This is a genomic window from Streptomyces sp. NPDC102451, from assembly GCF_044765485.1.
Taxonomy (GTDB): Bacteria; Actinomycetota; Actinomycetes; order Streptomycetales; family Streptomycetaceae; genus Streptomyces.
Genome location: NZ_JBIWKD010000008.1, coordinates 110,709 through 131,844, shown reverse-complemented (window position 1 = coordinate 131,844; position 21,136 = coordinate 110,709). Strand labels below are relative to the sequence as shown.

Below are 21,136 nucleotides of genomic sequence, written 5' to 3'. Positions count from 1 at the left end.
GGCGCGGCCCCCGCATGACGACGGGGTGACCGCCCCTGCCGGGCCGGCCACCCCGTCGTACGTGCAGGGCGTTACGCGGCGAGCTTCGCCAGCGCGGCGTCGATGCGGGCGATCGTCTTCTCCCGGCCCAGGATCTCCAGGGACTCGAAGAGCGGCAGACCGACCGTGCGGCCGGTGACGGCGACGCGGACCGGGGCCTGCGCCTTGCCGAGCTTCAGGCCGTGCTTCTCACCGGCGGTGAGGACGGCCGTCTTGAGGGCCTCGGCGTCCCACTCGGCGGCGAGCAGTTCGGCGCGGGCGGTGACCAGGAGGGCGTCGGAGCCCTCCTTCATGGCCTTCGTCCAGGACGCCTCGTCCTCGACGGGCTCGTCCAGGAAGAGGAAGTCGACGTTGGCCGTGATGTCCGAGAGAACCGTCACACGGGTCTGGGCGTGCGGGGCGATCTCGGCGAACTTCTCCGCGTCGAAGGCCTCGGGCGCCCAGGGGGCGAAGGGGGCCTTCAGCCAGGGGCCGCACGCCTCGGTGAAGGTCTTCACGTCGAGCATGCGCAGGTGCTCGGCGTTGATGTGCTCGGCCTTCTTCAGGTCGAAGCGGGCCGGGTTGGCGTTGACGTCGGCGATGTCGAACGCCGCCACCAGCTCGTCACGGCCGAAGATGTCGCGGTCCTCGGCGATCGACCAGCCGAGCAGCGAGAGGTAGTTGATCAGCCCCTCGGGCAGGAAGCCACGCTCGCGGTAGAGGTTGAGCGAGGCCTGCGGGTCACGCTTGGAGAGCTTCTTGTTGCCCTCCCCCATGACGTACGGGAGGTGGCCGAAGGCCGGGGTGTACCTGGCGATGCCCAGCTCGGTGAGCGCCCGGTAGAGGGCGATCTGCCGCGGGGTGGAGGAGAGCAGGTCCTCGCCGCGCAGGACGTGGGTGATCTCCATCAGGGCGTCGTCGACCGGGTTGACGAGCGTGTAGAGGGGGGCGCCGTTGGCCCGGACGATGCCGTAGTCCGGGACGTTCTCCGGCTGGACCGTGATGTCGCCGCGGACCAGGTCGGTGAAGGTGATCGCCTCGTCGGGCATCCGGAAGCGGACGATCGAGGTGCGGCCCTCGGCCTCGTACGCCGCCTTCTGCGCGTCGCTCAGCTCGCGGCAGTGACCGTCGTAGCCCGACGGCTTGCCGGCCGCGCGGGCGGCGTCACGGCGGGCGTCGAGCTCCTCGGTGGTGCAGTAGCAGTGGTACGCGTGTCCGGCGTCCAGGAGCTTGGCCGCGACGTCCTTGTAGAGGTCCATCCGCTGCGACTGGCGGTACGGGGCGTGCGGGCCGCCGATCTCGGGGCCCTCGTCCCAGTCCATGCCGAGCCAGCGCATCGAGTCGAGCAGCTGCTCGTAGGACTCCTCGGAGTCACGGGCCGCGTCGGTGTCCTCGATGCGGAAGACCAGGGTGCCCTGGTGGTGCCGCGCGAAGGCCCAGTTGAAGAGAGCCGTCCGGACCAGGCCCACGTGGGGGTTGCCGGTCGGGGAGGGACAGAAACGTACACGGACAGGTGCGTTAGCCACGCTTGATCACCTTGTTGGTGAGAGTGCCGATGCCTTCGATGGTGACGGCGACCTCGTCGCCGACGTGCAGGGGGCCGACCCCTGCGGGGGTCCCGGTGAGGATCACGTCGCCCGGGAGCAGCGTCATGGCTTCCGTGATGTGGACGACCAGGTCCTCGACGGAGCGGATCATGTCGCTCGTCCGGCCGAGCTGGCGCTGCTCGCCGTTGACCGTGGCCTGGATGGCCAGGTTCGCGGGGTCGACGTCGGTCTCCACCCAGGGGCCGAGCGGGCAGGAGGTGTCGAAGCCCTTCGCCCGGGCCCACTGGCTCTCGCGCCGCTGGACGTCACGTGCGGTGACGTCGTTGGCGCAGGTGTAGCCGAAGATGACGTCCTTGACGCGCTCACGCGGGACCTCGCGGCACATGCGGCCGATCACCACGGCCAGCTCGGCCTCGTGGTGCAGCTCCTCGGAGAAGGAGGGGTATTCGATGGAGTCGCCGGAGCCGATCACCGAGGTGGTGGGCTTGAAGAAGGCGACGGGCACATCCGGGACCTCGTTGCCCATTTCGGCGGCGTGTTCCGCGTAGTTGCGGCCGATGGCCACGACCTTGTTGGGAAGCACGGGCGGCAGCAGCCGGACCTTCTTCAGCGGGACCTTGGTCCCGGAGAGCTCGAAGTCGGCGTACGGGATGCCCTTGATGATGTCGAGGACGAGGCTGTCGGGGCTGTCGCCCTCGACCGCGCCGAAGGCGACATTGCCGTCGATGGAGAACCTGGCGATGCGCACGGGATGCTGTCGCCCCTCACTTGCTGGCTGGCTGAAGACTGACGCTCCAGGCTAGCGCCTCGCCCGGCGAGGTTTGCCCCAATAGGAGCGTCGTCCGGTGCGTGCGATCGCAAGGCGGACGGAAGCTCTTGTAGCGGAGCTACTTGGGCTTTCGGCCAACGCCGCGAGCGTGCGTGCCGGGCGTCGCGAGGGGGCAAACCTCGCCGGGCGAGGCGCTTGCGCGGGTGAGGGGGACCCCCGTGCGCAATACGCCGCGGGACGGGCGTCCGCTACTCCGCCGCGGCGGTGACGGCCTCGGGGGCCGTCATGAGGATGGTGCGGCGCGGGTTGGCCGTCTGGGTGGGCAGGTCGACGGTGTGCTCCCGCTGCTCCGGCGTCTGCAGCGCCTCGGCGTCCGCGAGGTGCACCAGCGTGGTGCGCCGGGGGTTGGCGATGTTGCGGAAAATCATCGTCGTCTTCATCTGCCGTATGGGTCCTTGCCGCTGGGGCGCCGCCCGGAGGTGCGCCGGTTGTCGGATTCGCTATCCCTGTAAAGCGCCAGGCTAAACATCCGATTCCCCGCCGTGGCCGGGATGAGACGGCGATCATCATGTGAGTTTGCTCACGAAGTTGATGACAAAGCACCCATTCCAGGCAGTTGACCATGGGATGCAAACCCGACAATACGGTGCTGAATCCGTCATTCCGCTCCCGATCATGGCGTCTGGGACACCCGCCCCCCTCCGGGAGCCCACCCCTAATCGACCGGTTTGACCGTGAACACGCTCCACACCTTGTTACTCACCCATCACACCGTGTCATCAAGGTCACAGCCCGGTACGCGGGCCTTGTTGGAGATCCTCCACTGTGCTGGAATTCCACGCACCGCCGCGGGTTTCAGGCCCAGCGCGCAGGGGCGCAACGCAGCGCCGAGTGGCGGCGGGAGGGGGAAGTACGCCGGTCACTCACGACCACCATGGGGCGCGTCCAGCGCCCCACGACGCCGACACCGTCCCGTCGCGCCATGCGCGGAGGGACGCCTGGTCCAGAGGTTGCGACGCTAGTGCAGGGACGTTTCAAGAGGGATGGCATGGGGTCGCCCCAGCCCCGCCAGGGCCGAGGGGAAACTCCGGCGGATCAGGAGCCGCGCGGCGGGAACGACCGCGGTTCCTCGCCCCAGCACGCCCAGAATCCCGGCTCGCCCGGTGACGGCGGCGACCGCGCGCAACGCTCCGGCACGACCAGCTCCGGCAGCGCGGAGACCCCTGCGCCCCCCAAGCCGGCGGCCGGTCCCACCTCCGCCGGCTCACGCATAGCCCTGCGCAACTGGCGCATCAGCACGCGTCTGGTCTCCCTGCTCGCTCTCCCCGTGGTCGCGGCGACCACCCTGGGCGGGCTGCGGATCAACGAGTCCATGAACGACATGGACCAGCTGGAGCACATGCAGCTGCTCACCAAGATGACCAAGAAGGCGACCGCGCTCGCCAACGCGCTCCAGGAGGAGCGCGACAAGTCGGCCGGCCCGCTGTCGAACGGCGTGAAGGCGACCGACTACAAGGTCACCCAGCCCCGGGAGCGCACCGACCGCGCCAAGGCCGCCTTCTTCGAGGCCACCGACGAGATCGGCAACGCCCCGGGCGACGCGGCGCTGGACAGCATCCACTCCAGCGTCAGCCAGATCGGCACGCAGCTGGGCAACATCACCAGCATCCGCAAGGACGCGTACGCCGGCAACAGCCCGAGTCTCAACACGGTCGACCAGTACAGCCAGCTGATCACGTCGCTGCTGAGCCTGTCGCAGGACATGGCGCAGGCCACCAGCAACCCGGAGATGATCAAGCGGACGCGTGCGCTGGCCGCGTTCTCGTCCTCGAAGGAGTACGCCTCCGTCGAGCGCGCCATCATCGCCGCGGCCCTGCCGGGCGGCGACAGCAACAAGGCGCACCTGAACGACAACGACCAGGCGTTCGGCCGTAACGCGCTCGGCAAGGCCAGTACGACCCTGAAGACGTTCGAGACGACCTACGAGTCCACCGGCAAGAGCTCCGCGGAGCTGCTGGCACCGCTGGACAACGGGAATCCCGAGATCACCGCCGCCGACGTGTACGCGAAGAAGGTGCTCGACAGCCCGCTGGGCATGGAGGGCAGCGGCACCAAGACGCGTACGTACATGGACTGGTACGACCAGAGCTCCAACAAGATCCAGGCCATGAAGACCATCGAGGAGACGCTCCTCGGTGAGATGGAGAGCAAGGCCCGCGAGCTGAAGGAGGAGTCGCAGCGCGACGCGATCCTCAACGGTGCGATCATCCTGATCGTCCTCGGTGTCTCGCTCGTCGGCGCCTTCGTCGTGGCCCGGTCCATGATCCGCTCGCTGCGCCGGCTGCAGGACACCGCGACCCGGGTCGCCCAGGACCGGCTGCCCGAGCTCGTCCGGCAGCTCTCCGAGACGGACCCGCAGGACGTCGACACCTCCGTCGAGTCGGTCGGTGTGCACTCCCGGGACGAGATCGGCCAGGTGGCCGCGGCCTTCGACGACGTGCACCGCGAGGCGGTCCGACTGGCCGCCGAGCAGGCGCTGCTGCGAGGCAACGTCAACGCGATGTTCACCAACCTCTCGCGCCGTTCCCAGGGCCTCATCCAGCGTCAGCTCTCGCTCATCTCCGAACTGGAGTCCCGCGAGGCCGACCCGGACCAGCTGTCCTCGCTGTTCAAGCTCGACCACCTCGCGACCCGTATGCGCCGTAACGGCGAGAACCTCCTCGTCCTCGCGGGCGAGGAGCCGGGCCGCCGCTGGACCCGGCCCGTGCCGCTGGTCGACGTGCTCCGTGCCGCCGCCTCCGAGGTGGAGCAGTACGAGCGCATCGAGCTGGCCGCGGTGCCCGCGACCGAGGTCGCCGGCCGCGTCGTCAACGACCTCGTGCACCTCCTCGCCGAGCTGCTGGAGAACGCCACGTCGTTCTCCTCGCCGCAGACGAAGGTCCGGGTGACCGGTCACGCGCTGCCCGACGGCCGTGTGCTCGTCGAGATCCACGACACCGGTATCGGCCTTTCCCCCGAGGACCTGGCCGCGATCAACGAGCGGCTCGCCGCGCCGCCCACCGTGGACGTCTCGGTCTCCCGCCGCATGGGTCTGTTCGTGGTCGGCCGGCTGTCCCTCCGTCACGGCATCCGCATCCAGCTGCGCCCCTCCGACTCCGGCGGTACGACCGCACTGGTCATGCTGCCCATGGAGGTCGCGCACGGCGGCAAGCAGCCGTCGAAGCAGTCCCCGCAGGGCAAGGGCCAGCAGGGCGGCGCCCCCGGCGGCCTCCTCGCCGGCGGCGGCGCTCCCCCCGCGGGCGGTCAGCGCCCCGGACTCGGCGGCCCCGGCTCGGCTCCCGCCAAGGGACTGGGCTCGGCCGCCCCGCGCGGCCAGGTCGGTGCGGGCTCGGCCCCGCGGGCCGCGCTGCCCTCGCGCGACGGCGGACCGCGTCAGCCGCAGCAGGGTCCCGGCCAGCAGGGCCCCGGCCTGCCCGGACAGGGACGCCCGGAGGCTCCGCGCCAGGGCGGCGGCGGCCTCGCCGGTGCCTTCGCCGGCGGTGCCCGTCCGGGGGCGCGTCCCCCGCAGGACCCCGGCGCCGGTGCGGACTCGGGCCGTCCCAACCTCTTCGGCCACTCCGGCCAGAGCGGCCCGCCCACGCGGCAGGCCCCGCAGCCGCAGCAGGGCCAGCTCGGCCAGGGCAACCAGGGCGGCCAGCAGCAGCCCGGCGGTCCCGGACGTCAGCTGCCGCCCTCCGGCGGCCCGCGCGCCGAGCTGCCCGGCGGCAACCCGCAGCCCCAGCGCCCGCAGAGCACCAGCTGGGGTGTCGAGGAGCAGGGCGCTCCGCGGCGTAACCAGCAGGACGCGCCGCGCGGTCACGAGGAGCACGACGCCGGCCGGTTCGCACGGCCCGGCACCTCCGCCCCGAACCAGCCGTTCAGCCCGCCGAACCAGCGTCCGCCGATGAACGACCGTCAGGGCCCGGGCGCCACCGCGGAGTTCGCCCGCCCGGACTTCTCGGCGCCGCAGGCCCCGCAGATGCCGCAGGCCCCGCACGTCCCGCAGGCGCCGGACCCGGCGAGCACCGCGCAGTTCGCCCGCCCGGACTTCAACGCCCCGGCGCCGCAGGACCAGGGCTTCGGCCGGCCGCAGCAGGACCAGGGCTACGGCGCCCAGGCCCCGCAGCGTCCGCAGGCGCCCGCGCCGCGCCGCCCCGACAACGCCGACTTCGGCGCACCGCGTCCGCCGGCCCCCTCCGCGGGTCAGCCGCCGCAGCGTCCGGCCCTGCCGCAGCAGCCCGAGGTGCTGCCGCCGGCCGGTCCCGGTGACGGGCGTACGCCGCTGTACGACACGCTGGAGACGAACTGGTTCCACGGACCGCAGCAGGGTGGCCAGCAGCCGCCCGCCGCGGAGCCGCAGGCGCCGGTCGCTCCCCAGCCCGCCGGCACCCCGCCGCCGCCCATGCCGCGGCGTGGCGCGGCCGACACCGGCGCCACCAGTTCATGGCGCGCTTCGCCCAACGACGAGCTCGTGCGGCAGGCGGAGCGGGTCAAGAAGCCCGCCGCGGGCGGGATCACCACGTCCGGGCTGCCCCGCCGTGTTCCACGTGCCAATTTGGTGCCGGGCACCGCTCAGCAGCAGAATCATCAGTCCGGACCTCAGGTTTCGCGTGCGCCGGATGACGTACGCGGCCGTCTGACCAATCTCCGCCGGGGCATCCAGCAGGGACGACAGGCCAACACAGGCTCGTCTACCGGCAGTTTCCAACTCGGCCCCACTCACCAGCAGGAGCGTTAGTTGAGCCCCATGAGTCAGGCCGCGCAGAATCTGAACTGGCTGATCACCAACTTCGTGGACAACACCCCAGGGGTGTCCCACACGGTGGTGGTCTCCGCGGATGGCCTGCTGCTGGCGATGTCCGAAGGTTTCCCGCGCGACCGCGCCGATCAGCTGGCGGCCGTCGCCTCCGGGCTGACGTCGCTGACGGCGGGGGCTTCGCGGATCTTCGAAGGCGGCGCCGTGAGCCAGACGGTCGTGGAGATGGAGAGAGGTTTCCTCTTCCTCATGTCCATCTCCGACGGTTCTTCACTCGCCGTACTCGCCCACCCGGACGCGGACATCGGTCTGGTGGGGTACGAGATGGCACTCCTCGTCGACCGCGCGGGGACTGTCCTCACCCCTGACCTCCGCGCCGAACTACAAGGAAGTCTGCTCCACTAGACGGCCATGCGGCAGACACTTGACGCGATCCCCCCAGGTACTACTCAAAACCCTCACCCGTCCGGCCGACACAGCCCCCCACCGGCCACCTTCAGACGGCAAGCCGACACCCTGCTGTCACGCCCGGAGGATTTATGACCCCGCCACCCGCCTCACCTGATCCGTACGGCGCCTTGCACCACGCGTCGTACGACGGTGAAGGCGACCAGCCGCTGGTCCGTCCCTACGCCATGACCGGCGGCCGGACCCGGCCGCGCTATCAGCTGGCGATAGAGGCGCTGGTCAGCACCACCGCAGACCCCGCCCACCTCGGGACGCTGCTCCCCGAGCACCAGCGGATCTGCCACCTGTGCCGCGAGGTCAAGTCGGTGGCCGAGGTCTCCGCCCTGCTGTCCATGCCGCTCGGCGTGGCGCGGATCCTGGTGGCGGACCTGGCGGAAGCCGGCATGGTGGCCATCCACCAGCCGGGCAACGGAGAGGCCGGCGGCGCGCCGGATGTGACACTGCTCGAAAGGGTGCTCAGTGGACTTCGCAAGCTCTAGCGGCGGCGGTACGGCCCGCGCCACCACCTCGGCGAAGATCGTGGTGGCGGGAGGCTTCGGCGTGGGTAAGACCACGTTTGTCGGTGCCGTTTCGGAGATCAATCCGCTGCGCACCGAAGCCGTGATGACGTCCGCGTCCGCGGGCATCGACGACCTGACCCACACCGGGGACAAGACCACCACGACGGTGGCCATGGACTTCGGACGCATCACCCTGGACCAGGACCTGATCCTGTACCTGTTCGGCACCCCCGGACAGGACCGCTTCTGGTTCATGTGGGACGACCTGGTCCGCGGCGCCATCGGCGCCGTCGTCCTCGTCGACACCCGCCGCCTCGCCGACTGCTTCCCCGCAGTCGACTACTTCGAGAACAGCGGCCTCCCCTTCGTCATCGCCCTCAACGGCTTCGACGGACACCAGCCCTACACACCCGACGAAGTACGCGAAGCACTCCAGATCGGCCCCGACGCCCCGATCATCACGACGGACGCCCGGCACCGCGCGGACGCCAAGAGCGGCCTGATCACGCTGGTCGAGCACGCCCTCATGGCGAGACTGAAGTAGCCGTAAGTCGGTAGCGATCTACGGAAGTTGCTGTAGTCACGCGGGGGCGGCCTGTGTCCTTTGACACGATCCGCCCCCGTGTTCATAACATTTCGACAGAGAATTGGAGGCTCATCAATACCCGATGCGCACGGCCGGTACCACTCTGCTCATACGAGCCTCGCCTTTTGACGGGGCTCGCTCTTTATGCCCGTTTTATCAGCGACGACCCGCAGCCGGAATCACACATTCCGACTGTTTGGAACGCGACCGGTCCGCGTGCTGCAATGCCTCGAACTACCCAGTAGTACGGCCCCTGAACGATAATCCGGCACAACGTAGGTGCCGACGCCGAGAGGTTGTTGGTCGAGTGAGGCGAAGCAACGAGGGCTCCGCGGCGCAGCCGGAGCGGGGCAACTTCACGCCGCCGCCGCGCGCCGCGCTGTCCCCGCCTGCGGACACGTCGTCCGAGGCGGAACCGGCAGGCGGCAGCACCAGCCGGCTGTCACCGCGGAACTGGCGGGTGCCCACCCGGCTGAACGCGATTCTCCTGATCCCGGCGCTCGTCGGTCTGGTCATGGGCGGCTTCCAGGTGAAGGGGTCGGTCGACACCTGGAACGAGGCCCAGGACGCGGAGAAGACGGCTCTGGTCGTCCGCGCGGCCGCGGAGTACGGCCAGGCGCTGCTGAACGAGCGTGACCTCACCGCTCAGCCGCTGCTGTCCAACAAGCGCACCGCTCCCGAGGTGGAGAAGGTGCGCGCCACCACGGACAGCGCGGCGCAGAAGTTCGACGCCGCCGTGCAGAACATGCCGGACAAGGAGGGCCTCCACCGCCGCCTGAAGCTGTTCAAGGCGGAGGAGCCGCTGCTCCCCGAGCTGCGCAAGGCCGCCTACGCCGAGGCCATGGACCCGGTGAAGACGGAAGAGGGCTACACCAAGGTCCAGCACTCGCTGATGGAGTTCTCCAACGAGCTCGGCCTGGGTACCGGCAACATCACCAGCTACGGCCGCACCGTGTACGCGATCGAGCTAGCCAAGGCGGCCGAGTCCCTCCAGCGCTCGATCGGCATGCACCTGCTGGTGCGCCCGAGCCAGGAGGAGCGCAACTTCAACGGCCAGGTCACGGCGTTCAGCTCGTACAACTACCTGGAGCAGATCGCCCTCGGTGAGTTCGTCTCCGGTGGTACGGAGGCGGACGCGGCCCGCCTCAAGGAGGTCATGGCCGGCAAGGCCGCCGAGGGCGCCGCGCAGCTGAAGGAGGCCGCGGCGCAGGCCAAGGCCACCGGGAAGCCGTTCGTGGCGCCGCCGAGCATCGACGGCTCGGTCTTCGATGGCATGGCCCAGGAAATCGGCATGGGCAAGCGAGACCCGGACGAGCTGGCGGCCAAGGGCATCACCCCCGAGACCTGGATGGCCGCGGCCACCGCGAAGTTCGACGGCTACACGACGGTCGAGAACGAGCTCGTGGACAAGGCCGTGACCGAGGCGTCGGAGATCTCGGACGACGCCAGGAACGACGCCATCGTCAACGCCGCGATCGTGATCATCGCGCTGCTGGCCGCCTTCATCATCGCCGGGCTCATGGCCCGCCAGATGAGCCGCTCGATGCGCCAGCTGCGTACGGCCGCCTTCGGCATCGCCGAGCAGCGGCTGCCGATGCTGGTCGACCAGCTGTCGCGGACCGAGCCGGGCCGGGTCGACACCCGGGTCCAGCCGATCCCGATCAACAGCCAGGACGAGATCGGCGAGGTCGCCCGCGCCTTCGACCAGGTGCACCGCGAGGCCGTCCGGCTCGCCGCCGAGCAGGCCATGCTGCGGGGCAACGTCAACGCGATCTTCACCAACCTGTCGCGCCGCAACCAGTCGCTCATCGAGGGCCAGCTGACCCTCATCACCGACCTGGAGAACAACGAGGCCGACCCGGACCAGCTGGAGAGCCTCTTCAAGCTGGACCACCTGGCCACCCGTATGCGCCGTAACGGCGAGAACCTCCTCGTCCTCGCGGGCGAGGAGCCGGGCCGCCGCTGGAACCAGCCGGTGCCGCTCGTCGACGTGCTGCGGGCCGCCTCCTCCGAGGTGGAGTCCTACGAGCGCATCGAGCTCACCGGTGTGCCGGAGAGCGAGATCCACGGCCAGGCCGTGACCGACCTCGTGCACCTGCTGGCCGAGCTGCTGGAGAACGCCACCACGTTCTCCTCGCCGCAGACCAAGGTCCGGGTCACCGCGACCCGGCTGCCGGACGGCCGCGTGATGGTCGAGATCCACGACAAGGGCATCGGCCTCACCGCCGAGGACTTCGCGGACATCAACCACAAGCTGGCCAACCCGCCGACCGTGGACGCCGCGGTGTCCCAGCGGATGGGTCTGTTCGTGGTCGGCCGGCTGGCCGACCGGCACGGCATCCGTGTCCAGCTGCGGCCCTCGGGCGAGCAGGCCGGGACGACGTCGCTGGTCATGCTGCCCGACGCGATCACTCACGGTGGTGGTGGCGAGGGGCTTCCGCAGGACGACTTCACCGTCTCCTCGATCATGCCGGAGCAGCAGCACGCGTTCGATCCGATGCCGCAGCAGGCTCCGATGCGTACGGCGGCGGAGCTCGGCTTCGACGACTCGCGCTACGAGACCCCGGCGGCGGACTCCCCGCAGCTGGACCCGGTCAACCGTTCCCTCATGCGTGAGGAGCGGCGGGCGGCACTGGAGGCGCAGACCGGCGGTGAGCGTCCGACGTTCCAGGACGACGGCGCCGGGCAGCACCAGGACTACTCCCAGGAGCAGTACCCGCAGGAGCAGTACGGCCAGGCGCAGTACGCACCCGAGCAGCAGTACGCCCAGGAACCGCAGCAGCAGGAGTACGCGCAGCCCGGTTACGAGGGCGGCTACGACGCGTTCGCCGGCGGGAACGGCTACCAGGATCCGCAGCAGAACACCTATGCGGAAGCCGCGTACGCCGCTCCGGACGGCCGGCAGGAGCAGTACGCCGACCAGTTCGCTTCGCAGGACGGCCTTCCCCACCAGGGTGACTGGCAGGACCAGGGCGCGTACCAGGGGGCCTTCGAGCCCATGGCGCAGCCTGAAGCGGAAGCTGTTCCGACGGCTCCCGCGGAGGCACAGGAGCGCGTAGGCTTCGACCGCCCGGGGCCCACCCCGAACCCCGGTGGCGACCTGACCGAGGCGGGTCTCCCGCGCCGCGGAGGGGGCCAGCAGCACTGGCAGCCCACCGGCCGCGGAAACGATCAGCCTGCCCCACCCGAGCAGCTGCAGCGGCCTCAGCCGGTGCAGCAGACGGCACCGGCACAGCAGACGGATCACGCCGACGGTGAAGGTCCCGACGACTGGCGCTCGGCGAACGACGAGCGCTGGGAGCGGGCCGAGAAGCTCCGGGATCCGAAGGCGGGCGGGATCACCCCTTCCGGACTTCCCCGCCGCGTACCCAAGGCCAATCTGGTCGAGGGCACGGCGGAGCAGACCCAGCAGGGCGGCCCACAGGTCTCCCGCGCCCCTGAGGACGTACGGGGCAGGTTGAGCAACCTGCGACGTGGTGTCCTGCGGGGACGTGCGGGGTCGGACACAAGTAATACCTACAACCAGGAGCGTTAGTGTGAGCCCGATGAGCCAGGCGGCGCAGAATCTGAACTGGTTGATCACCAACTTCGTGGACAACACCCCTGGGGTGTCGCACACGGTGGTGGTCTCCGCCGACGGACTCCTGCTGGCGATGTCCGAAGGTTTCCCGCGCGACCGCGCCGATCAGCTGGCGGCCGTCGCCTCCGGTCTGACGTCGCTCACCGCGGGTGCCTCTCGGATCTTCGAAGGCGGCGCCGTGAATCAGACCGTTGTGGAGATGGAGCGAGGATTCCTCTTCATCATGTCCATCTCTGACGGATCTTCACTCGCTGTTCTCGCCCACCCGGACGCCGATATCGGCCTGGTTGGGTACGAAATGGCACTTCTCGTAGACCGTGCAGGAAGTGTCCTTACCCCGGATCTCCGCGCCGAACTCCAGGGAAGTCTTCTTAACTAATAGACAGACAGTGCGTTTCTCGTCACCGCGCCATAAGGTGCGGTGGCGCGGCACCACTGGGATGGCGACCGGCAGTCGGAGGAGGAAACGTGGCAGCACCCACAGGCGGACACCCGTACCAGGGCGGTCAGCGGGTTCCGGGTGAGCAGGGTGACAACCGTTTCGACAACCCCTCCATGCCCGGCAGACAGGGCCCGCAAGAGCCTTATCAGCCGTATCAGCCCTACCAGCAGCCCCAGCAGGGCTCGCAGCAACAGGGCGGCTGGCAGCAGCAGCCCCAGCAGCCGGGGTCCGGATGGCCGCAGCAGCAGCCTCCGTACCAGCAGCCGCAGCACGAGCAGCAGCCGCAGCGGTACGAGGCGCCGCCGTCACGCATCCAGCCGGTGCAGCGGCAGGCTCCCCAGCCGTCGAAGCCCGCGGCGCACAACCCGCTGGTCCGTCCGTACGCCATGACCGGCGGCCGGACCCGGCCGCGGTACCAGCTCGCCATCGAGGCGCTGGTCAGCACCACGGCCGATCCCGCCCGGCTGCAAGGGCAGTTGCCCGAGCACCAGCGGATCTGCCGGCTCTGCATCGAGATCAAGTCGGTGGCCGAGGTGTCGGCCCTCCTCTCGATCCCCCTCGGCGTTGCCCGGATCCTCGTCGCCGACCTGGCCGAGGCCGGACTCGTCGCTATCCATCAGCCCGGCGGCGACGAGGCCGCCGGCGGCCAACCAGATGTGACACTGCTCGAAAGGGTGCTCAGTGGACTTCGCAAGCTCTAGCGGCGGAGCGGCCCGCTCCACTACCTCGGCGAAGATCGTGGTGGCAGGGGGCTTCGGCGTGGGTAAGACCACGTTTGTCGGTGCCGTTTCGGAGATCAATCCGCTGCGCACCGAAGCCGTGATGACGTCCGCGTCCGCGGGCATCGACGACCTGACCCACACCGGGGACAAGACCACCACGACGGTGGCCATGGACTTCGGACGCATCACCCTGGACCAGGACCTGATCCTCTACCTGTTCGGCACCCCCGGACAGGACCGCTTCTGGTTCATGTGGGACGACCTGGTCCGCGGCGCCATCGGCGCCGTCGTCCTCGTCGACACCCGCCGCCTCGCCGACTGCTTCCCCGCAGTCGACTACTTCGAGAACAGCGGCCTCCCCTTCGTCATCGCCCTCAACGGCTTCGACGGACACCAGCCCTACACACCCGACGAAGTACGCGAAGCACTCCAGATCGGCCCGGACACCCCGATCCTCACCACGGACGCCCGGCACCGCGCGGACGCCAAGAGCGCGCTGATCACCCTGGTCGAGCACGCCCTCATGGCCCGCCTGCGCTGACCTCACCGCCGTACGCCGAAGGCCCCGTACTCCTCGGAAGGAGTACGGGGCCTTCGCCGTCGTACGGGGCCTGAAGCCGCCCGGTGGGCCCTGGAGGGCCCTGGGCGGCCGTTCTCAGCCCTGCCAGCTGTGCGGGGCGCGGAAGCCGGGGGTGCGCTCCAGCCGGCGCCATCCGGCCGTGCTGCGGCCCCGGTGGGCGGGCGCGTCGGGCTGGGCGGCCGCGCGGGCGAGCAGGACCGCGGTGATGGCGGCGAGCTCCTCGGGGCCGGCCTGGCCCTTCTCGACGCGCAGGACCGAATCGGCGGGGGTGACGCTCATGGATGTCTCCGTCTTCTGGGCAGTGGTCGCGACACGTGGGACCGGCGGTCGGGACCGCCGCGGCTGCGACTACTGCGGAGGGTTGCCGTGCTTGCGGGACGGCAGGTCGGCGTGCTTGTTGCGGAGCATCGCGAGCGAGGCGATCAGCACCTCGCGCGTCTCGGCGGGGTCGATGACGTCGTCGACCAGGCCGCGCTCGGCCGCGTAGTAGGGGTGCATCAGCTCGGCCTTGTACTCCTTGACCATGCGGGCCCGCATGGCCTCGGGGTCCTCGGCGTCGGCGATCTGACGGCGGAAGATGACGTTGGCGGCGCCCTCGGCGCCCATCACGGCGATCTCGTTGGTCGGCCACGCGTAGGTGAGGTCGGCGCCGATGGACTGGCTGTCCATGACGATGTACGCGCCTCCGTAGGCCTTCCGCAGGATCAGCGAGATCCTCGGCACGGTGGCGTTGCAGTACGCGTAGAGCAGCTTCGCGCCGTGCCGAATGATCCCACCGTGCTCCTGATCGACGCCGGGCAGGAAGCCGGGTACGTCCAGCAGAGTGACGATGGGGATGTTGAAGGCATCACACATCTGCACGAATCGCGCGGCCTTCTCGGACGCCTCGATGTCCAGAACGCCCGCCAGCGCCTGCGGCTGGTTGGCCACGATGCCGACGACCTGGCCGTCGAGCCGGGCCAGGGCGCAGACGATGTTGCGGGCCCAGCGCTCGTGGACCTCCAGGAAGTCGCCGTCGTCGACGAGCTCCTCGATGACCTTGTGCATGTCGTACGGGCGGTTGCCGTCGGCCGGGACCAGGTCCAGGAGGACGTCGCCGCGCCGGTCGGCCGGGTCGTCGCTCGGGACGACGGGCGGGTTCTCGCGGTTGTTGGAGGGCAGCATCCCGATGAGGTAGCGGACCTCCGCGATGCAGGTCTCCTCGTCGTCGTACGCGAAGTGCGCGACGCCCGAGGTCTCGGCGTGCACATCGGCGCCGCCGAGGCCGTTCTGGGTGATCTCCTCGCCGGTGACCGCCTTGACGACGTCCGGGCCGGTGATGAACATCTGCGAGGTCTCACGGACCATGAAGACGAAGTCGGTGAGGGCGGGGCTGTAGGCCGCGCCGCCCGCGCACGGGCCGAGCATCACGCTGATCTGCGGGATGACACCGGAGGCGCGGGTGTTGCGCTGGAAGATCCCGCCGTACCCGGCGAGCGCCGAGACGCCCTCCTGGATACGGGCGCCGGCGCCGTCGTTGAGGGAGACCAGCGGGGCACCGGCCGAGATGGCCATGTCCATGATCTTGTGGATCTTCGTGGCGTGGGCCTCGCCCAGCGCCCCGCCGAAGATCCGGAAGTCGTGCGCGTAGACGAAGACGGTGCGGCCGTCGACCGTGCCCCAGCCGGTGATGACACCGTCGGTGTACGGCTTCTTGGCCTCCAGGCCGAAGCCGGTCGCCCGGTGCCGGCGCAGCTGCTCGACCTCCTTGAACGATCCCTCGTCCAGCAGCAGCTCGATACGCTCCCGCGCGGTCAGCTTGCCCTTGGCGTGCTGCGCCTCGGTCGCCCGGTCGCTCGGTCCACGCCGGGCCTGCTCACGCAGCGCCAGCAGTTCGGCCACCCGGCCACGCGTGTCGCTCGGCTCGCCCGGGATTTCGTCCACAACGGTCATACGTCGACCCTACGAACCCGACCGCGGAAACCCTGCCGTCGACTCCGGACAGTCTCCTGCCCGGTTTCCTGGTGGCACCTGACAGAAGCAGGGCGCCATGCATCCCATCTGCCAGCTCACGGGGCTTCCGCGTTGTAGAGCTCCGACAAAGAGGGGCGTGTGGCGCCGGACACACACCACCCTGCGCGCCACGCCGCGGATCCACCGGGGCGGGGGACTGCGCACACCGAATGGCAGAGGGCCGGCGCCCGGGGGCGCGCACCGGACCACGCCTCCGCGACCGAAGGAGACAGTACCCGCGGGCCGCCCGGAGGGGCCCCCGGGGCCCGGGCGGCCGGCGCGTTCAGTTCCTGTTCACTCCGCGCATGCGGTGATCGACCAGGCGTGGCCAAAACCCGTTCCAGGGCGTCGAGTTGTGAAGAACGGAGACTTCTTGAGAGCGCTCTCAGTCATAAGTCTTGACGCTCACCGGAGGCATCGCGAGAGTGGTGCGCACCGCAGACGGCCCCACCGCTCCGCCTCCCCCGCACCACACCTGACCCCTGTCTGCGACCCCCACACCTCGGGAGTTCCTCCGTGATTTCGCGCAGAATGTTCCTGACGGGCGCCGCCGCCTCCGCGACCGCGCTCACCTACCCCCTCTGGGGCAGCGCCCTGAGCCCCCGCACGTCGGCCGCCGCCGCGACATGCGAACTGGCCCTGGAGAACCGCTCGTTGCCCGGCACGGTGCACGCGTACGTCACCGGCCACGAGCAGGGCACGGACCGCTGGGTGCTGCTGCGCCCCGACGGCAGCGTCTACCACCCCGACTCCCCCGGCGCCCCCCAGACCCCCCTGCCGGTGGACTGCGCCATCCCGCTGAAGGCGGCGGGCGCCGGGCCGGTCGTCCTGACCTTGCCTCAGATGTACGGGGCGAGGGTCTACTTCGTACGCGACGACAAGCTGGACTTCTACCTCAACCCGGGGCCGTCCCTGGTCGAGCCGGCCTTCGCGACCCCCACGGACCCGAACTACGGCAGGACCTGGTCGTTCTGCGAGTTCACCTTCAATCCGCAGCAGCTGTACGCGAACATCAGCTACGTCGACCTGGTGACGGCGCTGCCGATCGGGCTGACCCTGGAGGGCGACGGGACGCACACCGTGGCCCCGCTCCCGGACGGCGCGGTCCAGCGCATCGCCGACGACCTCACGGCCCAGGCCGCCGCCGACGGGCAGCCCTGGGACAAGCTGGTCACCCGGGGCTCGGACGGGAAGGTCCTGCGGGTCGTCTCGCCGCAGAACCTGATGGCGCCGTACTTCGACCGCCCGGCCGAGATGCCCTTCCGCGACCTGTTCACCGCGCAGATCGACGAGGTCTGGGAGAAGTACCGCTCCACCGATCTGAAGATCGACCTGCAGGGCGGCCGGGGCACGCTCGCCGGCCGGGTCAGCGGTGACACGCTGACCTTCGAGGGCGGCCACACCTTCGTCAAGCCCACGTCGAAGGACATCTTCACCTGCAACCACGGGCCCTTCACGAACAACCCGGGCGACAACGACGACAAGAAGGCGCTGCTGGCGAGGATCGCGGCGGGCTTCAACCGCTCGATCATGCTCAGCCACCCCAGCCAGCCGAACGGCACGTCGGTGGCGGACTACTACAAGGGAGCGGTGACCAACCACTGGTCGCGCGTCGTCCACGCGAACTCCCCGATCGGCTACGCGTTCCCCTACGACGACGTACGCCCGGACGGCGAGCCGGACGTGTCGGGGGCCGCGCACGACGGCAACCCGCGGCGCTTCACGGTGGCCGTCGGCTCCTGACGCGCCCGTGACCCTGTGACACCGTGCCCGCCCGCCGCCCGTCCGCGGCGGGCGGGCACGCCCGCGTCCTCCACCCGTGCGGCCCAGTGCGGCCTGCGCCGCCGGCCCCCGGGGTGGATCGTTGGCAGATGTCCTCCCTCGACGAGTCCCCCGTCGGTGACCCCGCTGAGCGGGTCCTCCTCCATGGCCTGCGTCTGATCGACGGCACCGGCCGGGCCCCGGTACCCGACGCGGCGCTGCTGATCGAGGGGACCGTCGTCCGCTGGGCCGGCCCCGGGGCCGGGCTTCCCGCCGGCCTCGGACCGGCGAGGCGGCTGGACCTCGCAGGACGGACCGTGTGCCCCGGCTTCATCGACACCCATGTGCACTTCGCCCTGCCGGGCCCCGCCGGCAATCCCCTCCAGGGCCTCGGTGAACTGCCGAGCTACCGGATGCTGAAGGTCCTGGACCGGCTGCGCGTCACCCTGGAGAACGGGGTGACGACCGCCCGGGATCTGATGGGTCTGGACGCGGGCTTCCGGCAGGCCGTGGCGGAGCGGAGGATCCCCGGCCCCCGGCTGCTGGTCTCGGTCACCATGCTCAGCCAGCGGGCCGGCCACGCCGACTTCACCCTCGCGGGAGGTATCGACGGGCTCGCCCTGGCCGTCACCTTTCCCGAGAGCCCGCGCGGCCTGGTCGGCTCCGTCGACGACATGCGGGCCCGGGTGCGCGACCTGGTCGCGGTGGGCGCCGACTGCGTCAAGCTCGCCACCAGCGGCGGCGTCACCTCCCCGCACGACCGGCCGGAGTGGCTGGGGCTGCGCCCGGAGATGATCCGGGCGGCCGTCGAGGAGGCCCAGGCCTACGGCGGCCTGCCGGTCGCCGCGCACGCGATCGGGCGGCCCGGCATCGAGGCCGCCGTCCGGGCGGGGGTGAGCAGCATCGAGCACGGCTACGCCCTGGACGACGAGCTGCGGGCGGAGATGGTGGACCGGGGCCAGTTCCTGGTGCCGACGCTGCTGGAGACGACGCAGGACCTGGACCCGGCGCGCACCTCCCCATCGGCGTACGAGAAGGGGGTGCGCTGGCACCGGATCGCCCAGGAGTCGGTGGCCCGGTCGGCCTCGGCGGGGGTCAGGATCGCGATGGGGACCGACAGCGGCCTGGCCGTCGGGCACGGCCAAAACCTCCAGGAGCTCGGGCTGCTCGTGGACATCGCGGGCCTGACGCCCATGGCGGCGATCGTGGCCGCGACCGGTGACGCGGCGCGGCTGTGCGGTGTCGACGAGGTCACCGGGACCCTGGAGGCGGGCAAGGCGGCCGATCTGGTGGTCACGGACATCGACCCCTTGTCCGACATCGCGTCCCTGGGCGATCCGGCCCACATCCTGGCCGTGGTGAAGGAGGGCCGGATCGCCGTGGACCGCGCCGGAGTACTCGGCGACGGTGTCCTGCCCGCGCTCCGCCCCTGAGCCGGACGCCTCCGTCCCTGCCGGTGGTGGAGCGTGTAACCACGCGGATACGCAGCCCTATTGACTTCGCAACATCCGGAATGGAGAGTGCCGGGCACTGTACTTGTACATGCCATCGGACCGGAGGCGCCCGTGTGCGACTTGCACGACCCCAGCGACCACGACCATGCGGTACACACAGGCGACGGGCCCAGCCGCCGCCGGATCATGCAACTGCTCGGGGCCGCGGGAATCGCCACCACGGCGATGGGCATGACGGCGGACCCGGCCATGGCGGCGGCCTCGGACGAGGCCGCCGGTACCGCGGTGGACGCCGCCGCGTACACCCCGCCGGAAGGGCTCGCCGAGGACTCGGCGGCCAAGCGCACGGCGCTCGGCTGGATCGAGCGGAACGCGTCCCGGATCACCGCGCTGAACGACGAGATCTGGGAGCACGCGGAGCTGAGCCTGCGGGAGTGGAACTCCTCCCTCGCCGAGGCGGACTTCCTGCGCAAGGCCGGGTTCGACGTGAAGTTCGGCACCGCCGGCTTCCCGACCGCGTTCACCGCCACGTACACCCGGGGCAAGGGCGGTCCGGTCCTCGGTTTCAGCGGTGAGTACGACGCCCTTCCCGGCCTGTCGCAGAACAAGGGGGTGGGCGAGCACGACCCCAAGGAGTACGTCCACGACCCCTTCGCCCCGGGCTACGGGCCCGGCCACGGCTGCGGGCACTGCGCGCTCGGGACCGCGGCGGCGGCCGCCGCGGCCGCCGTGGCGGAGGCGTCCCGGCGCCACAAGCTCGATGTGACGGTGAAGTTCTTCGGGTCCACCGCCGAGGAGCAGCTGATCGGCAAGACGTACGCCGTCAGCAAGGGCGTCTACGACGGGCTCGACGCCTTCCTCGACTGGCATCCCTCGACGGGCAACGCGACCGGCTGGGGCACGTCGAACGCGATGACGGCCGTCACCTTCACCTTCCTCGGTGTCGCGGGCCACGGGGGCACCCCGCTCGGGAACAAGAGCGCGCTGGACGCGGCCGTGATGATGGCGACCATGTCGGAGTTCCTCCGCGAGGAGAGCATGGCGCCCTCCGCCCGGCTGCACTGGGTGATCAACAACGGCGGGGACATCCCCAATGTGACGCCGGAGATCGCGGAGATCTCGTACTACGTCCGCGAGGGGAGCGTCGAGCGCGTCACCTCGCTGCTGGACAAGGTCATCGCCGTGTCGAAGGCGGCCGCGACCGCCAGCCGCACGTCGGTGCGGCACCGCATCACCTCGGCGTGCTGGAACCAGCTCCCCTCGAAGGCGTTCGCCGAGCTGATGTACGACAACATGCGGCAGATCGGGCCGCCGGTCTTCTCCGAGGGCGCCCAGCGCCTGGCCAAGGAGCTGCAGAGCTCGCTGGGGCTGCCGGAGAGCGGTCTGCACGACAAGATCGGCGAGCTCGCCCCGCCCAACCCGGTTTTCCTGGGCGGCGGTTCCACGGATGTGGCCGATATCAGCTGGCAGGTGCCGACCGTCTCCATGGGCGCGGCCGTGGCTCCCATCGGGGGCAAGATGCACACCTGGTCGACCGCCTCGTGCGCGGGATCGGATCCCGGCCACGCGGCGATCAAGGCCGCCGCTGCCTATCTGGCGGCGACGGCCGTGGACCTCCTGGTGAAGCCGGAGCTGCTGAGGGGCGTCAAGGAGGAGTTCCGGAAGCGGACCGAGGGCCTGACCTGGAAGACCGCGCTCCCGGAGGGCTACGAGCCCCCGATGTACGAGCCGCCCGCCTGGTTCCTGAAGAGGACGGGCCAGAGCTGGCCGCCGGAGAACATCACCTGGCCGCCGCGCCGGGTGGTCAGCCAGGAGAAGTTCTCCTCGCTCGGCCCGGCCCTGGAACCGCAGGTCTGAGCACGCACGCAAGGGTGCCCCCGTCCGGCCGGACGGGGGCACCCTTCGCTCTGTGCGTACGGGGC

16 protein-coding genes are annotated in these 21,136 nt (G+C 70.4%); 11 read left to right on the top strand and 5 right to left on the bottom strand.

Going from position 1 to position 21,136, the window contains the following annotated elements; all coding sequences use genetic code 11:
- Positions 1 to 71: 71 nt before the first annotated feature.
- The 3 genes from gltX to ACIRD8_RS20240 form a co-directional block, all read right to left on the bottom strand.
- Entirely contained in the window at positions 72 to 1,544 is a 1,473-nt protein-coding gene (gene gltX / locus ACIRD8_RS20250) for a glutamate--tRNA ligase (RefSeq protein WP_403993118.1), read from the bottom strand.
- Positions 1,537 to 2,313 carry a fumarylacetoacetate hydrolase family protein gene (locus tag ACIRD8_RS20245; RefSeq protein WP_403993115.1) on the bottom strand — a complete coding sequence of 259 codons (777 nt, stop codon included), beginning with the start codon at positions 2,311 to 2,313 and terminating at the stop codon, positions 1,537 to 1,539. Before ACIRD8_RS20245 ends, gltX begins: the two co-directional genes overlap by 8 nt.
- Positions 2,314 to 2,582: 269 nt before the next feature.
- Complete coding sequence (locus ACIRD8_RS20240) at positions 2,583 to 2,774, bottom strand: hypothetical protein (protein WP_403993112.1); 192 nt, start codon at positions 2,772 to 2,774, stop codon at positions 2,583 to 2,585.
- Between the two features lie 608 nt (positions 2,775 to 3,382).
- On the opposite strand from ACIRD8_RS20240, the gene ACIRD8_RS20235 reads away from it, so the two are divergent.
- The 8 genes from ACIRD8_RS20235 (at position 3,383) to ACIRD8_RS20200 (ending at position 13,968) form a co-directional block, all read left to right on the top strand.
- Positions 3,383 to 7,111 (top strand): nitrate- and nitrite sensing domain-containing protein, encoded by a 3,729-nt coding sequence (locus ACIRD8_RS20235; protein WP_403993109.1) that lies wholly within the window; start codon positions 3,383 to 3,385, stop codon positions 7,109 to 7,111.
- Positions 7,112 to 7,120: 9 nt separating this feature from the next.
- A complete protein-coding gene (locus ACIRD8_RS20230; protein WP_006127850.1) occupies positions 7,121 to 7,534 on the top strand; it encodes a roadblock/LC7 domain-containing protein in 414 nt (137 codons plus the stop codon).
- 134 nt (positions 7,535 to 7,668) lie between these two features.
- Positions 7,669 to 8,076, top strand: coding sequence for a DUF742 domain-containing protein (locus tag ACIRD8_RS20225; RefSeq protein ID WP_003966010.1), 408 nt, complete (start codon positions 7,669 to 7,671; stop codon positions 8,074 to 8,076).
- On the top strand, positions 8,057 to 8,641 hold the full coding sequence (locus tag ACIRD8_RS20220) for a GTP-binding protein (RefSeq protein WP_403993106.1): 585 nt from the start codon (positions 8,057 to 8,059) through the stop codon (positions 8,639 to 8,641). Before ACIRD8_RS20225 ends, ACIRD8_RS20220 begins: the two co-directional genes overlap by 20 nt.
- A 349-nt stretch (positions 8,642 to 8,990) precedes the next feature.
- Positions 8,991 to 12,218: a nitrate- and nitrite sensing domain-containing protein gene (locus tag ACIRD8_RS20215; RefSeq protein WP_403993103.1), complete on the top strand. Its 3,228-nt coding sequence runs from the start codon at positions 8,991 to 8,993 to the stop codon at positions 12,216 to 12,218.
- Between the two features lie 10 nt (positions 12,219 to 12,228).
- Positions 12,229 to 12,642: a roadblock/LC7 domain-containing protein gene (locus ACIRD8_RS20210; protein ID WP_006127847.1), complete on the top strand. Its 414-nt coding sequence runs from the start codon at positions 12,229 to 12,231 to the stop codon at positions 12,640 to 12,642.
- Positions 12,643 to 12,731: 89 nt separating this feature from the next.
- Positions 12,732 to 13,406: a DUF742 domain-containing protein gene (locus ACIRD8_RS20205; protein ID WP_403993100.1), complete on the top strand. Its 675-nt coding sequence runs from the start codon at positions 12,732 to 12,734 to the stop codon at positions 13,404 to 13,406.
- Positions 13,387 to 13,968: an ATP/GTP-binding protein gene (locus tag ACIRD8_RS20200; RefSeq protein ID WP_014048542.1), complete on the top strand. Its 582-nt coding sequence runs from the start codon at positions 13,387 to 13,389 to the stop codon at positions 13,966 to 13,968. The genes ACIRD8_RS20205 and ACIRD8_RS20200 overlap by 20 nt, the downstream gene beginning before the upstream one ends.
- A 114-nt stretch (positions 13,969 to 14,082) precedes the next feature.
- Here ACIRD8_RS20200 and ACIRD8_RS20195 read toward each other — a convergent pair whose 3' ends face one another.
- Positions 14,083 to 14,286, bottom strand: a complete 204-nt coding sequence (locus ACIRD8_RS20195) for an acyl-CoA carboxylase subunit epsilon (protein WP_014153860.1) — start codon at positions 14,284 to 14,286, stop codon at positions 14,083 to 14,085.
- A 69-nt stretch (positions 14,287 to 14,355) separates the two neighbouring features.
- Positions 14,356 to 15,939, bottom strand: a complete 1,584-nt coding sequence (locus tag ACIRD8_RS20190) for an acyl-CoA carboxylase subunit beta (protein ID WP_104789386.1) — start codon at positions 15,937 to 15,939, stop codon at positions 14,356 to 14,358.
- A gap of 591 nt (positions 15,940 to 16,530) precedes the next feature.
- On the opposite strand from ACIRD8_RS20190, the gene ACIRD8_RS20185 reads away from it, so the two are divergent.
- The 3 genes from ACIRD8_RS20185 (at position 16,531) to ACIRD8_RS20175 (ending at position 21,071) form a co-directional block, all read left to right on the top strand.
- Positions 16,531 to 17,742, top strand: a complete 1,212-nt coding sequence (locus ACIRD8_RS20185; RefSeq protein WP_403993501.1) for a glycoside hydrolase family 64 protein — start codon at positions 16,531 to 16,533, stop codon at positions 17,740 to 17,742.
- Between the two features lie 128 nt (positions 17,743 to 17,870).
- Positions 17,871 to 19,193, top strand: coding sequence for an amidohydrolase family protein (locus ACIRD8_RS20180; protein WP_403993097.1), 1,323 nt, complete (start codon positions 17,871 to 17,873; stop codon positions 19,191 to 19,193).
- A gap of 132 nt (positions 19,194 to 19,325) precedes the next feature.
- Positions 19,326 to 21,071 (top strand): amidohydrolase, encoded by a 1,746-nt coding sequence (locus ACIRD8_RS20175; protein WP_403993094.1) that lies wholly within the window; start codon positions 19,326 to 19,328, stop codon positions 21,069 to 21,071.
- The last annotated feature ends 65 nt before the right edge of the window (positions 21,072 to 21,136 follow it).